Origin of the sequence: Sphingomonas prati, from assembly GCF_014643515.1 — a bacterium.
In the GTDB taxonomy this organism is placed as follows: domain Bacteria; phylum Pseudomonadota; class Alphaproteobacteria; order Sphingomonadales; family Sphingomonadaceae; genus Sphingomonas_R; species Sphingomonas_R prati.
The window spans coordinates 218,014-233,632 of the sequence record NZ_BMJP01000005.1 but is presented as its reverse complement, the minus strand read 5'-3'; the positions used below and the strand labels follow the sequence as shown (position 1 = coordinate 233,632).

Genomic DNA, 15,619 nt, shown 5'->3' with positions numbered 1-15,619 from the left:
ACGTCCTACACTCGGACTAGAAGCGGCGGATGACAAGTCCGTTACGCGCCCCCGGTGAATAAGTGTTTGAGAAGTGACGTCTCAGCGGTGCAGCTTGTTTATCCGCTCAACGAAATGGGGAAGGAAGAGGCGCCGACGCAGAAGGCATGTTGCAGGACGCGCAGTTCATTCTCAAGGCGATGCTGCGCTACCCGGAATATGCAGTTCCGGCCCAGCCCGACGCGTCATAGCCAATCAAGGAGGGGTTTCGTTTCGCCGTCGGCAAACTCTGCATCGCTAACCTCCAACTATCCGTTGCCGCTGACGGCGGTAAACTGGTTTCCGGCACCCGATAGGATCACCTGACTAAATCGGGAGAACCTATTGTGACCGATACCAACCAGCAGATACCGCCGTATGTCTCGGCGCCACGCCGGGTCTACGCTGCCCAGAAACGCGTTGCTCACCTAGTTGATTGCGGAGTTCGTCAGTCCGTGTCCGGCAGTCGATTGCCCGTCGAGCGACTTCATGACTTCGCCGGCTTTCATGACGAACATGACATGCTCTAGCTGGCGGACGTCGGTGAGCGGGTCGCCTTCGACGGCGATCAGGTCGCCGTATCGGCCGGGGGCGAGTGCGCCGACGTCGGCGGTCTTGTCGAGGGCTTCGGCTGCGTTGCGGGTCGCGGCCTGGATCGCCTCGATCGGGCGCATGCCCCATTCGACCATCTTGGCGAATTGCAGCGCGTTGTTGCCGTTGGGGTAGACGCCGGCATCGGTGCCGAACAGCATCTTCACGCCGGCGGCATGGGCGGCGCGGAACGTCTCGCGCTGTTTGCGGCCGATGATCCGTTCCTTCTCCAGGCTTTCGGCGAAGACGCCGTTCTTCGCCCCTTCGGCCAGGATATAGTCGTCGTCGTAGATATCCATGTCGAACCAGGCGCCGTGCGCCTTGGCGAGCTTGAAGCTTTCCGCGTCGGCGAGGCTGGCATGCTCGATCGTATCGACGCCGGCACGGAGCGCGTCGTTGATGCCGGCCGTGCCGTGCGCGTGGACCGCGACGCGCATGCCGAGCATATGCGCTTCCTCCACCACCGCGGAGATCTCGGCCAGGCTGAGCTGCTGCGCGCCGACCGAGTCCGTCTTGGACAGGACGCCACCGGTCATGCAGACCTTCACCACCTGCGCGCCATATTTGCGGATCGTGCGGACGGCGGCGCGGAAGCTTTCGGGTGAGTTCGCGATCTGCGGGCTGGGCACCGTGATCGACGGCGGGAACTCGGTCGCGTCGCAGTGGCCGCCGGTCACGCCGAGCGCGTAGGTGGCGGGCACGATCCGCGGCCCGGGGATGTAGCCGCCGTCGACGCCCTGCTTCAGCGCGACATCGTCGTAGTTGGACGAGCCGACGTTCCGGACGGTGGTGAAGCCGGCATCGATCGTCTTGCGCGCATTGGCGACGCCGACGACCGTCCAGAACGCATCGGTGAACTCCAGCCCACGGTAGCCCGACAGCGTCGGATCACTGGTCAGGTGGACGTGCATGTCGATCAGCCCGGGTAGGATCGTCCGCCCGCCCAGATCGATGCTGGTGGCGCCAGCCGGGACCGGATCGCCACGGCGGCCGACCTTGGTGATGCGGCCGTCGACGATCGTCACCTGCGGATTGTCGACCTGCCGCCCGGCCAGCACGTCGACCATATGGGCGGCGGTGACGACGACGGTCGCGGCGGGGGCGGCGGTGGAGAGGAGGGCGGCGAGGAAGATGGCGGCTGTTCGGATCATGACCGCGATGTTCCGGGCATTGCCGCGCCTTGGCAACCCCAGAGCGCGGTTATTTTACCTTACGGAGCGGCAGCAGCGGCGACCGGATCGTCGCGATCGGGATCGCGACCATGTTGGCGATCGAGCGAGCGCATGATCGGCGTCACGGTCAGGCCGTGCAGCACGACCGAGAACAGGATGACGAGACCGACGATGCCCCAGAGCCGCTCGACGCCGCTGACCTCCATATGGTTCAGGCCATAAGCGAGATAGTAGAGCGACCCGACCCCGCGGATGCCGAAGAAGGCGAGCGTGAGTTTCTCCGACCGGTCCGCCTTCAGCCCCGCAAGGCCGAGCAGGCCGGTGAGCGGCCGGATGACGAGCAGGATCACGATCGCTGCGACGACATCGAGCCACGAGACGGCGCTGAACAGCCCACTGACCACCGCGCCGCCGAACAGCAGCAGCAGGACCATCATCGCCAGCCGTTCGATCTGCTCCGTCACGTCATGCATGTTGTGGTGGAAGTCGTGGTCGCGGTGCGTGCCGCGGAAAGTGAGCGCGGTGACGAACACGGCGAGGAAGCCGTAGCAGTGGACGATCTCGGTAAAGCCGTAGGAAACGCAGGTCGCCGCGAGTGCGATAAGCCCGTCGCCGGTCTGGACCAGCTTGGTTTCGGCGGAGACGTGGAAGGTAAGCCAGCCGAACGCGCGCCCGATGACCCAGCCCGCAACAACGCCGACGCCGATTTCCCAGAACACGCGATAGCCCAGCCATTCGCCGAACCAGGGTTCGCCCGTCGCGGCGACGGTGGCGAGCGCGATCGCCAAGTGGACAAACGGGAAGGCGAAACCGTCGTTGAGCCCGGCCTCCGATGTCAGTCCGAACCGGACCTCGTCCTCGTCGCCAGTCTTGGGCGGGCCGACCTGAATGTCGGCGGCGAGCACGGGATCGGTGGGCGCAAGGCTAGCGGCGAGCAGCAACGCGATCGCCCAGGGCAGGCCGATGCCCCATGCCGCGAGCAGCGTGATCGCCAGGATGCCGAGCGGCATCGTGACGGCGAGGAGGCGCCAGGTGACGGCCCAGTCCCGCCAGCTGAATACCCGGTCAATCTTCAGACCCGCACCCATCAGCGCGATGATCACGACGAATTCCGTGAAACGCTCGGTGATCGCCGGATACAGCCAGGGGAGCGGCCGCAGCGTGATCTGCGGCAGCGAGAACAACGCAGCGCCGAGCGCGATGCAGACGATCGGCAGCGACAGCGGCAGCTTCCGCAGCACGAGCGGCAGCCAGACGACCACGGCGGTGAGAATGCCGAACCCGGTCAGCATCAGGATATAGGGTTCGGGCAGCAAGTGTTCTGGAATCATTCGCCTTTAACGACCCGCGGCGCGGATCGGGGGCGTCATTGGACAGATTGCTGTGCGGCCCGATCCGTCAGGTCGCGGCGCGCATCGGCGACGTCCGATCGGCGGCGGACACGGTGTAGGTGGCGACGGTGTTGACCGTGTAGGGCTTCGTCATGATCGTCGACATCGCCAGATAGTCGCCGCGCGCCGATTGCGGCGTCAGGGTCAGCAGGATGTAGCCCTTGTTGTTCTGGTCGCAGAACGCGACCTCCGGGTTGGCGTCGGCGATGATCTTGCCGAGGTTCGCCTTAGGGAAAAGGCTACCGTAGGATGGGCTGGTAATGGCGCTCGTCCCGAACTCCGCGGCGACCAGTCGGCGGGCATCGTCGTACAGGTCGTTCGCCCAGAAGGCGTGGCTGTCGCCCGAAATGACCAGCGGGCGCGAACCGGCGGCTTGGAAACTGGCGTAGAGCCGCTCGCGTGCCCTGGGGTAACCGTCCCAGGAATCGAGGCTGAACGGGATACCCGCGCGGAAGGAGTCCGCCGCGGCGGTGAGCGCCGTGCGGTACATCGCGGGCATCGCCGCCATCGTGGCGGCATAGGTCTGCGCGCCGAGCGCCTTGGCGAGATCGGGTCCGGCGACGCGCGCCATTACGACCTGGTTGCCGAGCACCTGCCACGGCTTGCCCGCCTTGACCGACGCTGACAGTTCGCCCTGTAGCCAGCGCGCCTGGTCCGCGCCCAGCATCTCGCGCTTCGGATTGGCGCGGATGGCCTTGACGGCGTCATACTGGTCGGGCGTCGCGACCTCGTTCTTGAACACCGCCTGATGGCTGCGCGCCAGCAGGCGCGTTTCGACCATGATCAGGCTGGCGAGGTCGCCGAACTGGAAGCTGCGGTTGATCGCCTCGTGCGGGCGGCCGGGGATCGGATCGCGGATCGGCATCCATTCGAAATAGGCCTGCATCGCGGCGGCCTTGCGCTTGCCCCAGTCGCCTTCGTTCGGCTGGTGGTTTTCCGCGCCGCCGATCCAGCTGTCGTTGGCGGTTTCGTGATCGTCCCAGACGCAGATGAATGCGGCCCGGGCGTGCGCGGCCTGCAGATCGACGTCCTTCTTGTACCAAGCGTGGCGGCGGCGATAATCGTCGAGCGTCACGATCTCGTGCGTCGGATCGAGTGTGCGGCCGAGGCGCTTGCCGATTTCGCCGCCATAACCGTCGATGCCATATTCGTAGATATAGTCGCCGAGATGCACGACCGCGTCGACGCGCGGCGCTTGGGCGATCGCGTCATAGGCATTGAACAGGCCGCCATTGTAGAGGCTGCACGAGACGACCGCGAGCACTGCGTCCTGCACCGCGCCGACCGGCAGAGTGCGGAAGCGGCCGACCGGGGATTTCGTGCCGTCGGCCGCGGTGAAGAAAAAGCTGTATTCGTGGCCGGGCTTCAGGCCCTTCGGCTCGACCTTGACCGTGAAGTCGCGCGCGGCGCGGGCAACGGCGCGGCCGGTCGCGACTGGGGCAGCACCTTCACCGTCCGTGACGGTCCAGACGACCGGGATGTCGCCGGCGTGGCCCGCGACGGACGGGGTGGCCCGCGTCCAGAGGATCGCGCCGCCGGTGGTTGGATCACCGCTCGCGACGCCGTGGACGAAGGTGACGGCGGACGAGGCGGCGGCGGTTGCGACGCCCGGTGCGGCGAGCGTGGTTCCCACGCCGATCAGGCTCAACGCGGTGCGGCGGTCGACGGTCATGCGGTCATTCCTGTGTCTGGGATCACCGCGCGATAGGTGGCGTATGCGACGTTATGGTTGCAGCCGTCGTAACCGTTTCGTCACCGCGCCGTCATGCCGCCGACCCCGGCCCGTCATGCGAACGCCATCCGGTAACCCTAGCGCGACGATATTACATGGGGGAAATATTGTGTCTGTTTCACGCTTTGCGCTGGCCATCATGCTTGCCTGGACGCCGTCGACCTTGTTCGCGCAAGCTGTTGCGGCGCCCACCGACGGTGCCGAGGATGCGGCGTTCGGCGATATCGTCGTCACCGCGCAGAAGACGGAGCAGAAGATCGCCGACGTGCCGCTGACCGTCACCGCACTGACCGGCGAGACGATGCGCGCGATCGGCGTGTCCGAGCTCGACGAGCTGGCGGCCTATGTCCCCGGCCTGACCATCCAGGAGCAAAGCGCCAACAATCCGGGCTTCGTCATCCGCGGCATCACGTCGGACAACGGATCGTCGCAGCAGGGCGCGCGCGTGACGCTCTACTATAACGGTGTCGATATCAGCCGGTCGCGCGGGGCGTATCAGGACCTGTACGACCTGGAGCGGGTCGAGGTGGTGAAGGGGCCGCAGGCGACGCTGTTCGGCACCGCGGCCGCGATCGGCGCGATCAGCATCATTTCCGCTAAGCCGGAACCGGGTTTCTCCGGTGCGCTGTCGGGTGGCTACGGCAATTTCAATCGGTATCTGGCGTCTGGTTACCTGAACGCCGGCAACGATATGATCGCCGGGCGGATTGCCTTCGCGTACAAGAAGCGTCGCGGGTATGTGCGGAACATCGCGGGCGATCCAGATGTCCCGAACCAGAACCAGGGGCAGGTCGACCAGCGCGACCTGAACGGGCAGGACCAGCGCGGCGTACGTGCTTCGTTGCGCTACCGGCCGTCCGATGCGGTCACCGCCGACCTCGTGCTAACCTATGACGGGCAGCGTAACCCAGGCACCGCGTTCAAATCGCGCGCGTTCGCGCCCACCGGCGGGTTCGGCGGCAAGCCGTTCGACGATTACGGACCGGCCGAACTGTCCGGTTCGCCGTACAGCGAGAGCGTGCTGGGCGCGCGCCGGCTCGGGCTGAAGCGCAACGTATATGATGCGAACTTCACGCTCGCGTGGGACGTGGGCGACGGCGTGACGCTGACCACGGTCAACGGGTACCGCGAATTCAACGCAAACGAAGTGTTCGATGCCGACGGCGCGAGCGTGTTCTACTTGGAATTCGCGGAAGAAGCGCGCGGCAAGCAGTATAGCCACGAGACGCGGCTGTCCTACACCGATGACCATTGGCGCGCGTTCGTCGGGGCGAATGCGTTCTTTGAAAAGGGTTTCCAGCGCGTGCCGTTCTCGACCGAGGAGGGCACGTATCTGGCCTGTTCGGTAAACCCACTTTTCGCCGGCGTGCGCAACATCCTGAACGCGGCGGGTATTCCGACCGGCACTGGTTGTGTGACCGCGGCGGGGACGATCCCTGCGACGCGGGCGACGTCGGTCCTGACCGGCGGGGCGCTGACCACCGCCCCTTACTCCTCGACGTTCCAGAACAGCGGGCGGAACGACACCTATTCCGCGTTCGGCGACGTGACCTATATTCCGACGCCCGCGCTGGAGCTGACCGCCGGTGCGCGCGTGCTGATCGAGAAGCGCCGCAGCGGTTATTCTAGCGTGGCGCCGAACTCGACGATCGCGCGGGCCAGTCTGCTGGGGACGAGCAACACGAACGGCGTGACGTACCGCGCGGAGGATTCGTTCGCGGCGGTGCTGCCGCGGTTCAACATCCTCTACCGCCTGACCGACAGCGTGAACGCCTATGCCACGGTCGCCAAGGGGCGCCGTTCGCCGGTGGTGCAGCTCGATGCGGTCACGGTCGGGACGACTGTGAGCCCACGGCTTCAGCCGGTCGGGGAGGAGACGGTCTGGAATTACGAAGCCGGCGTGAAGGGGTCGGTCGGCCCGGTCACGGCATCGGCAGCGGTGTACCTGCAAAAGTATGACGACTTCCAGGTTTCGGTGACGAACGCCGGCGTCACGACGACGCAGAGCGCGGGCACCGCGCAGAATCTGGGGTTCGAGGCCGACGCGACGGTGCGGCTGGCGTCGTTCCTGACCGTGTTCGGGAACTTCGGCTATATCGATGGCGGGATCGACAAGGATACGCGGTTCGGCGCGTTCTCGGGCGACCGGTTCCGGCTGCAGCCGAAATATGAGGCGGCCGGTGGCGTGACGATGCGCGTGCCTGCGGGGTCGCTGACGCTGTTCGCGACGCCGTCGGTGACTTACCAGAGCAAGGTGTTCTTCGAACTGCCGAATAACGAGGCGATTTCGACGGACCAGTATACGCTGGTGAACGTGCGGGCGGGTATCGAGGGGCCGGGCGCACGCTGGACGCTCAGCGGGTTCGCGCGGAACCTGACCGACAAGAAGTATCTGATCGATGCGGGCAATACGGGCGGTGGCCTCGGCGTGCCGACCTATATTGCGGGCGAACCGCGCTTCTACGGCATGGAAGTCGGCGTGAAGTTCTAGTCGTTCCACCCCTCCCGCCGCCGATCGGGGTGGCGGGGAGGGGGTCAGAGGGGCGTGCTGAGCGTGCGTTTTACGGCGTCGTGCCACCCCGCAGCGAGCGGAGCGCGGACCGTATCGGACATCGACGGTTCGAAACAACGGTCCTGCGACCAGAGTTGCGACAGCTGGTCGAGCCCCGACCAGACGCCGGTCGCGAGGCCCGCATGGAAGGCCGCGCCGCGTGCCGTGGTCTCCAGATCGGCCGGTCGTTCCACGGGCGTGTCGATCATGTCCGCCAGGAAGCGACAGAGCCAGTCGTTGGCCGCCATCCCGCCGTCGACGCGCAGCATGGCCGGGCGGCCGCCGCCGTCCGCGGCCATAGCATCGATCAGGTCCATCGTCTGGAACGCGACCGCCTCCAGCGCGGCGCGGGCGAGGTGGCCGGCCCCGGCGCCGAGCGTCAGGCCGTAGATCGCGCCGCGCGCGTCGGCGTCCCAATGCGGCGCGCCGAGGCCGGCGAAGGCCGGGACCATGTAGACGCCGTGATTGTCCGGCACGCGGGTGGCGAGATCGTCCGTCTGGCTGGCGTGGGTGATGACGCCGATCCCGTCACGCAGCCATTTGACCGCCGCGCCGGCGACGAAGATCGACCCTTCCAGCGCGTAGACGATCCGGCCGTCGATCCGGTAGGCCGGGGTGGTGAGCAGCCGGTGTTCGGACGCTACGGCCTTCTCCCCCGTGTTGAGCAGCATGAAGCAGCCGGTGCCGTAGGTCGATTTGGCGGTACCGGGCGCGAAGCAGGCCTGGCCGAACAGCGCCGCCTGCTGATCGCCCGCAATGCCCGCGACCGGGATCGCGGCGCCGAACAGGTCGGGCGTGGTCGTGCCGTAGAGATGCGCGTTGTCGTGGACCGCGGGCAGCATCGACGCCGGCACGCGGAGCAGGCGGCACAGTTCGGCGTCCCAGGCCTGCTCATGGATATCGTAGAGCATCGTGCGCGAGGCGTTGGTGACGTCGGTCGCGTGGACTTGGCCGCCGGTCAGCCGCCAGAGCAGGAAGCTGTCGATCGTCCCAAACGCCAGTTCGCCGCGCTCGGCCCGCGCGCGGGCACCGGCGACATTGTCGAGGATCCAGGCGATCTTGGTTGCGGAAAAATAGGGGTCGATGACGAGGCCGGTGCGGGCGCGGACGAGGTCCTCCGCGCCGTCCGCGCGCAGTTCCTGGCAACGCGCGGCACCGCGGCGGTCCTGCCAGACGATCGCGCGGTGGATCGGCACGCCGGTCGCGCGGTCCCACACCACCGCGGTTTCACGCTGGTTGGTGATGCCGATCGCCGCGACGTCGGCCGCGGCGATCCCGCTGCGCGCGAGCGCGTCGCGCGCAGTGGCGACCGCATCGCGCCAGATGTCCTCCGGGTCATGTTCGACCCAGCCGGGTTCGGGATAATGCTGCTGAAATTCGGCCTGCGCGATCGCGATGCGGCGGGCGGCACCGTCGAACACGATGCTGCGCGTCGATGTGGTGCCCTGATCGATGACCAGGATGTGCGTCTTGGCCATGGGTTCCTCTCCGCCTTCTGCTTTCGGACGAAGGTTCGACCGGTTTCGAATGAACGTCAACTGTTTCGTTCGCTGCGCGTTGGTGCTACGAGCCGAGGCAATTAAATGACAGGACTGAGCGCGATGGACCAGTGGCCGAGCGGACCCGTGGACCTGCTGATCGTCGGCGGGGGTATCAACGGCACGGGAATCGCGCGCGATGCGGCGGGGCGCGGGTTGTCGGTGCTGCTGGTCGAGCAGGACGATCTGGCGAGCCATACGTCGTCGGCATCGACCAAGCTGATCCATGGCGGGCTGCGCTACCTGGAATATTACGAGTTCCGGCTGGTGCGCGAGGCGCTGATCGAACGCGAGCGATTGTGGGGCATGGCGCCGCATATCATCTGGCCGCTGCGGTTTGTCCTGCCGCAGAACCAGTCGCCGCGGCCGGCGTGGATCGTGCGGCTCGGGCTGTTCCTGTACGATCATCTGGGCGGGCGGGAGAAGTTGCCGGGGACCGAGACGGTGAAGCTGGCAAGCTCGCCGTTCGGGGCGGGGCTGTCGCCGCGTGGCGGCAAGGCGTTCGTCTATTCGGATTGCTGGGTGGAGGACAGTCGGCTGGTCGCGCTCAACGCGCTGGATGCGGCGGAGCGGGGCGCGACGATCCGGACGCGGGCGCGGCTGACGGGGGCGCAAAGGTCGGCGACCGGCTGGACCGCGGACGTCACCGATGCGGACGGGCTGACGCGGCAGATCGAAGCGCGCGTGCTGGTGAATGCGGCGGGGCCATGGGTGGCCGACGTGCTCGGCCGGACGAGCGGCTGCCGCAACGACCGCGGCGTGCGGTTGGTGAAGGGAAGCCATATCGTGGTGCCGCAGCTTTACGACGGCGACCATGCGTTCATGCTTCAGAACGACGACCGGCGGATCGTGTTCGCGATCCCGTATGAGGGGAAGTTCACGCTGGTCGGCACGACGGACGAGGCGTGGGGCGAGGCGCCCGGCAAGGCAGAGATCGGTGCGGGCGAGACGAAGTATCTGCTCGATACGATTGCGCGTTATTTCGCGCGGCCGGTGACGGAGGCGGACATCGCGTGGAGCTATTCCGGGATCCGGCCGCTTTACGACGACAAGTCGGCGAACGCGTCGGCGGTGACGCGCGACTATGTGCTGGACGTCGATGCGGGCGAGGATCGCGCGCCGATGCTGAGCATCTTCGGCGGCAAGATCACGACGTACCGCAAGTTGGCCGAGCATGCAATGCGGGAGCTGGCGCCGTTCCTGCAGAATGCCGGGCAGGCCTGGACCGCGGGGGCGGCATTGCCTGGCGGGGACATGCCGGATGCGGATTTCGAGCGGTTCCTGGGCGGGGTGGAGGTGCGGTATCCGGCCATCCCGTTGGCCCTGCTGCGGCGGCTGGCGCGGGCGTACGGAACGCGGGTGAGTGCGATCCTGGGGGAGGCACGCAGCGTCGCGGACCTCGGCGACGATCTGGGCGGTGGGCTGCACGTGGCGGAGGTCGACTACCTCGTCGCGAACGAATGGGCGCGGACGGTGGAGGATATTCTCTGGCGGCGGAGCAAGCTGGGACTGCATGTGCCGACCGGGACGGCGGAGCGGCTGGACGCGTATTTGGGCCAGCGGTCCGCCGTCGCGGCATGATCGAGACGGGGGCCGTGGAGGTCGTGGCGCGTCACGCGCGGATCGTCGCGATCACGGAAGGGGCGGGCAGCGTTTCGGTGGAGGCGCTCGCCACGACTTTGGGTGTCACGCCGCAGACGATCCGCAAGGACCTGACGCAGCTCGAGCGGCGTGCGCTGATCACCCGCGTCCATGGCGGTGCGATGGCGATGTCGGGCACGAACACGCTGGCCTATGCTGAGCGGCGCGAGATCGCGGCGGCCGCGAAGTCGGCGATCGGGGCGGCCGCCGCCGCGCTGGTCGGGGACGGGGGGAGCCTGTTCATCAACATCGGGACGACGACGGAGGCGATCGCGCGGCACCTCGTCGATCGACGCCGGCTGATGGTGATCACCAACAACCTGAACGTCGTGGACATCCTAGCGGATCGGCCGGGGATCGAGGTGATCGCCGCAGGCGGGCGCGTGCGGCCAAGCGACCGGGCGGTGGTGGGGGCGATCGCGATGGATTTCATCCGCGGGTTCAAGGTCGACATCGCACTGATCGGTGCGTCGGCGATCGCGGCGGACGGCGACTTTCTCGATTTCGACGTAGACGAGGTGCATGTGTCGCGCACGATCATACAGAATGCGCGCAAGGTGATCCTGGCGGTGGACTCGTCGAAGTTCGACCGGCCGGCGCCGGTGCGGATCGGCAGCCTTGAGGAGATCGACTGGCTGGTGACGGACCGGTTGCCGGATGCGTTGCGCGGGGTGTGTCGCGAGGCGGGCGTTCAGGTAGTCGAGACTGGGGGATGATCATTAAGCGTTAGGGGTGAGGGGCTGTTGGCTTCTCGGCTGCGCTCGAAGGGTTTCCGACTGCGGTCGGGACGGGCGGTTTGGGGGGCGGGGGCTCGTATCGAAGGGCGCGCCTTTTGCTTTGATACGAGCCCTCGATACGCGCCGAGGGCACTACTCGGCCTCTACTCAGCACGAACGAGGGAGGGTGGATCCGGTTTCGGTTCCACCCTCCCCGCCGCCTTACGGCGTCTCCGCCGTGACGGCCATCGCGGCGCGGGCGGCGAGGATGTAGGCGGAGGTGGTGCTGACCGTGTATTCGTTTTCGAACCACAGGAACGGCCAGTCGGTCTTCAGTTCGGGGAAGTCCGGTTTGACGATCAGCACGCCGGGCACCATGCCGCCCGGAATGAAGCTGTAGTCCGCGCGGTTGTGGCCGTAGCCGATCAGTTTCGACTGGGTGCCGACCGTAGACACGAGCGACAGGTTGTTGGCGGGGTGGCGCCCGAGGACATAGTCGATCGCGTTGAGCGTATGGTCCGTGCCGACGATCACCGGGAACGCCTTGTGCAGTAGGTACATCGTCGTGCCGAAGCTGGCGACCTGGTTCGATCCCGCCCATGCGCCGTCGCTGATCGGAACGCCGAACGGGTTCTTCGTCATGTCCTGATCGACCTTGGCTATCATCGCGCGGACCAGCGGTTCGAGCTGCGCGCGGTAGCCTGCATCCATGAAAGGGATCGCGCGGACCGCGGGACCGCCGAGCCACTGGAAGTTTTGCTGGATCACCGGCATCAGCTGGCGGAGGCGATCGGCGTAGAGCTTGTCGCCCTTGGTGGTGATCAACAGTTCGATCGTGGCCGACACGTTGGCCGCGTCGGGCGAGCGGCGCGAGGAGGAGTCGTCGCGACCGTCGCCGGCCTGCGCGGTGCCGCGCTGCTGCTTGGTCCAGAGCGCCTTGGCGGCGGCGAGTGCCTCGGCCGCCATCGTCGGGTCGCTTGCCTGGAGCGCACGGCTGGACCCCGCGAGCGCGCCCGCGACGATCAGGTTGTTGGCCGGCAGGTCGGTGGTGAATGCCCAGCGATCGTCCTGCGCGCCGGACGTGGCGAGCTTCTTCTCGGTTGCTTTCAGGCGTGGGTCGTACGTGAGGTTGTCGGTCTGCGACCCGCCGTCGCCGAGATGGGCATATTGGCGGAGTGCCGGATCGACGATGCCGACGATGGCGTGGCCGAACACCTTGTATTGCGCGAGCAGCTGAAGCGTGCCGTGGCGGATCTGCTGGACGGCATCCTCGACGCCGTCTGGTTTGCGGATCTCGACCGCGCGGGCGGCTTCGTCGACGCTGGTTTCGTCCCAGTCGAGTCCGAACAATTCGCGCGCCCAGACGAGATCGCGCACGACCGAGGCGTTTTCCGGGGTCTGGATGTCGTAGTCGCCCGCGTCCTGGAACCCGCCGACCGCGAGGCCGGGGATGTGCTGGCCCGCCTTGAACGGGGAGTCGAGACTAGCGCCCATCTTGTAGCCGTCGAAGTGGGTGATGTTCGGCGGGGCCTGACGCGCGTCGTCGAGGTGGGAGGGGGCGGACCAGACGCGATGTTGTTCGCGGATGCCGACATGGTCCATCTGCCCGGCAATGAACGTGTCGAGTGAGGTCTGCCAGATGCGGCCATAGGCGTCGGGCGAAATGCGGAACGGGTTGGTCGTCGCACCCGCGTAGGAGATGGCGTAGACGCCGGGTTCACGCACGGACGAGAAGTCGAACGCGGCATAGTCGTAGCGCGTCCAGCGGCCGCGTGACTGGGTCTTGGCGCGGAACACGGGCTGCTTCCGGCCGTCGGCGGTCAGCTTGACCAGTTCCGCTTCGCCCGGACCCTTGAAGTTCGGGTCGAGTTCGATCAGCGCGATCTTGCGGCGGCCGGGGGTATAGCCGGCCTGGTTGAACGAGACGACCGGCGGGCGGACCCAGTTCTTCACGACATTCGGGCGAACATGCCAGACGATCGCGTTCTCCTTCGCACCCGCCGGGATCAGCGAGCGGACGACGAACCAGCCATTCTGCGCGCGGTTGCGCGCGTCGTAGAGCGACAGCGGCGCGTTGTCGGAGGTGATCGTGACGCGGGTGACGGGGTCCTCGGGCGCGAGCGTCAGCGATTTGCCGTTCGACGCGAGCGGCAGCGGATCGCCGGACCCGTCCTTGGCCATCGGGCCGGTGGGGTGGCGCGGGAACAGGCCGGGGGCCGTGTCCATCAGATAGCTCTTGCCGAAATAAGCGGTCGGCAGGAAATCGAGGTTGAAGCCCGCCTTGCCGGCGAGGGCGGCGGGCAGCGGCTGGTCGAGATCGACCGCGATGCGGAAGCCTTCACCCTCCGCGGTCACCTTGACGACATAGTTGAGATTGACGTCCTTGTAGGCGGAACGGACGACGATCTGGTTGGGCTCGGTCCCGCGCGTGCGGCTGACGAAGGCGGGGACGGGGGCCCATTGTTCCGGGGTCCGGTCGAGCCGGACCGCACCGTCGGTGGCGATCCGATCGCCGTGCAGGACGATCTGGATGCCGGCGTTCTTTTCATCGAAGAAGATCGGGCTGAACGGGTTCTGGTCGAGGATGACGGTGAGGCCCTGCGTCTCGAGCGTTTCGGCCGGGGTGACGGTCAGCGGACCGGCGTGGACGATGCCGGTGCCGGCCATCAGGCCGACGGACGCGAGCAAACCACTCAAGAGCCTCTTCGACACACGCATCTCCCCTGTTCACGACGCCGATATGGTTCCGGCGTTTGTCGATGCCGACCCGCCGTCGAGCCGGTCCGGAGCGCGCCCGGAGGGTGCGTGTTAGATCGGCTGACGCGTGGTAGCGGTCGCAAATCTGTACCAACCTCCGTGGGTTGGCAACCGGTAACCGCCTGCACATGATCAAGTTCATCCGGGAGCGCTAACGCCCGCCCGGCGTTTCGGGTCAGGCGTCCGGCTTGAAGCCGAGCGCGGTCATCATGATGCCGAACAGGCGGGTGTTGGGCATGAAGCCGTGGACCGCCTCGGCGCCGGGACCTGAGGCGGCGACGATCACCTCCTCGCCGGTGTGGCCGTCCTGTACGCTGATGACCTTGTTGGTCGCGTCGGTGACGCCGGGCCTGGCGGCCTCGGCGGCATATTGCGCGGCGAGTGGCTTGCCGCGTTCGCCGCCGCCCATGCGCAGGGCAAAGCTGTGGTCCGCGGTGAACAGGATCAGCGTATCGTCGCCGGCGACCGCTTTGATCCGGCGGATCATGTCGTCCATTTCGATGACGTGGCGCAGGCCGGCCTTCGAATCGTCGGTGTGCATGTCCCATTCCACCATCAGGAAATAGCCCTTGGGGTTGCGGGCCAGCTGCTTCACCGTCGCCTCGACCGCGGGGAGCGGCGCGAAGTCCGTGTCGCGCAGGATGGCGGCGCGGCCGGGCTCCGCCAGGAGCGCGGGGTCGTCGCCGAACCGGTAGCCGGCCTTGGCGAACGCCTGTGGCGCGGTCGTGCCGCGGGCGGCGAAAGATGCGGTGGCGTCGGCCATCCCCTTGCCGACCAGGATATCGACGCCGTCGCCGAACCGCGGGGCGAGCATCTGGCGGAAGATCTCGTCCTTGTCCTTGCGCGCGCCGACATGGGCGTAACAGGCCGCGGGGGTGGCATCCCAGATCTTCATGTTGGTGACGACGCCGGTCGAGCGGCCCTGCTGCTCGGCATATTCGAGGAGCGTCTTGACGGGGGTGACGCCGTCGCCGGACGCCGCGGGGATGGCGGAGACCATCGCGCTGTTCGTCTTGTGACCGGTCATGATCGCGGTCATCCCTGCGCCGGAGTCCGTCACCCAGCGGTTGAGCGACGAGGTGTCGGAGAGTGCGACGTGCGGCATCGACTGAATGAACAGCGACTGTGGGCGGTCGTTGGCGAGGATGCCGGCCGCGCTGATCGTCGATACGCCGCCCGCGTCGCCGAGGAACAGGATAACGTTGCGCGCCTTGGCCGGCGCAGCGGGACGGACCTGCGCGGGTGCGAGGGTGGGAAGCGCGGCGGCCAGTAGGCAGGCGAGTGATAGGCCGGTCCGGACACGCCGGGATTTGCCGCGGCCTCGCAGCTGGTTTGTCGTGATTGTGCCCACCTGATCATTCCCCGTCACCCGGTCGTCGATGTGACCGAGCGCCTGCGGTACGAACGGTGTGCGACACGAATATGTCACTTTCCGACGGTTCGGCGGATGGGGGGCCGAAGCCTCGTCCCGAATTGTGTTGGCGGCGCGGAGGGTCGATACCGTTGTCCTAA

The 15,619-nt window shown here is 67.0% G+C and carries 9 protein-coding genes; 3 read left to right on the top strand and 6 right to left on the bottom strand.

Annotated elements, in window-relative coordinates; genetic code table 11:
- Positions 1–446 precede the first annotated feature (446 nt).
- The 3 genes from IEX50_RS14900 to IEX50_RS14890 all read right to left on the bottom strand — a co-directional run bounded on the left by IEX50_RS14900 (position 447) and on the right by IEX50_RS14890 (position 4,844).
- A complete protein-coding gene (locus tag IEX50_RS14900; RefSeq protein ID WP_157176970.1) occupies positions 447–1,760 on the bottom strand; it encodes a Xaa-Pro dipeptidase in 1,314 nt (437 codons plus the stop codon).
- Between the two features lie 59 nt (positions 1,761–1,819).
- Positions 1,820–3,112, bottom strand: a complete 1,293-nt coding sequence (locus IEX50_RS14895) for a cation:proton antiporter (RefSeq protein ID WP_229674087.1) — start codon at positions 3,110–3,112, stop codon at positions 1,820–1,822.
- A 67-nt stretch (positions 3,113–3,179) separates the two neighbouring features.
- Entirely contained in the window at positions 3,180–4,844 is a 1,665-nt protein-coding gene (locus IEX50_RS14890) for an alkaline phosphatase D family protein (protein WP_157176971.1), read from the bottom strand.
- Between the two features lie 199 nt (positions 4,845–5,043).
- Here IEX50_RS14890 and IEX50_RS14885 point away from each other — a divergent pair, with 199 nt between their 5' ends.
- Positions 5,044–7,395 (top strand): TonB-dependent receptor, encoded by a 2,352-nt coding sequence (locus IEX50_RS14885; RefSeq protein ID WP_157177136.1) that lies wholly within the window; start codon positions 5,044–5,046, stop codon positions 7,393–7,395.
- A gap of 44 nt (positions 7,396–7,439) precedes the next feature.
- Here IEX50_RS14885 and glpK read toward each other — a convergent pair whose 3' ends face one another.
- Positions 7,440–8,933, bottom strand: a complete 1,494-nt coding sequence (gene glpK, locus IEX50_RS14880) for a glycerol kinase GlpK (RefSeq protein ID WP_157176972.1) — start codon at positions 8,931–8,933, stop codon at positions 7,440–7,442.
- A gap of 123 nt (positions 8,934–9,056) precedes the next feature.
- Here glpK and IEX50_RS14875 point away from each other — a divergent pair, with 123 nt between their 5' ends.
- Positions 9,057–10,574 carry a glycerol-3-phosphate dehydrogenase gene (locus IEX50_RS14875; protein ID WP_157177137.1) on the top strand — a complete coding sequence of 506 codons (1,518 nt, stop codon included), beginning with the start codon at positions 9,057–9,059 and terminating at the stop codon, positions 10,572–10,574.
- Positions 10,571–11,350 carry a DeoR/GlpR family DNA-binding transcription regulator gene (locus tag IEX50_RS14870; protein ID WP_157176973.1) on the top strand — a complete coding sequence of 260 codons (780 nt, stop codon included), beginning with the start codon at positions 10,571–10,573 and terminating at the stop codon, positions 11,348–11,350. Before IEX50_RS14875 ends, IEX50_RS14870 begins: the two co-directional genes overlap by 4 nt.
- Before the next feature lie 222 nt (positions 11,351–11,572).
- Here IEX50_RS14870 and IEX50_RS14865 read toward each other — a convergent pair whose 3' ends face one another.
- Together IEX50_RS14865 and IEX50_RS14860 are read right to left on the bottom strand one after the other, a co-directional pair.
- Entirely contained in the window at positions 11,573–14,062 is a 2,490-nt protein-coding gene (locus IEX50_RS14865) for a glycoside hydrolase family 9 protein (protein WP_229674086.1), read from the bottom strand.
- A 220-nt stretch (positions 14,063–14,282) separates the two neighbouring features.
- A complete protein-coding gene (locus IEX50_RS14860) occupies positions 14,283–15,536 on the bottom strand; it encodes an alkaline phosphatase (protein WP_229674085.1) in 1,254 nt (417 codons plus the stop codon).
- Positions 15,537–15,619 lie beyond the last annotated feature (83 nt).

Excerpts from the sequence above, each read along its gene's own strand:
- IEX50_RS14875 (WP_157177137.1), top strand. The coding sequence starts at position 9,057 with ATGGACCAGTGGCCGAGCGGACCCGTGGACCTGCTGATCGTCGGCGGG.
- IEX50_RS14900 (WP_157176970.1), bottom strand. The coding sequence starts at position 1,760 with ATGATCCGAACAGCCGCCATCTTCCTCGCCGCCCTCCTCTCCACCGCC.
- glpK (WP_157176972.1), bottom strand. The coding sequence starts at position 8,933 with ATGGCCAAGACGCACATCCTGGTCATCGATCAGGGCACCACATCGACG.
- IEX50_RS14895 (WP_229674087.1), bottom strand. The coding sequence starts at position 3,112 with ATGATTCCAGAACACTTGCTGCCCGAACCCTATATCCTGATGCTGACC.
- IEX50_RS14885 (WP_157177136.1), top strand. The coding sequence starts at position 5,044 with ATGCTTGCCTGGACGCCGTCGACCTTGTTCGCGCAAGCTGTTGCGGCG.
- IEX50_RS14890 (WP_157176971.1), bottom strand. The coding sequence starts at position 4,844 with ATGACCGTCGACCGCCGCACCGCGTTGAGCCTGATCGGCGTGGGAACC.
- IEX50_RS14870 (WP_157176973.1), top strand. The coding sequence starts at position 10,571 with ATGATCGAGACGGGGGCCGTGGAGGTCGTGGCGCGTCACGCGCGGATC.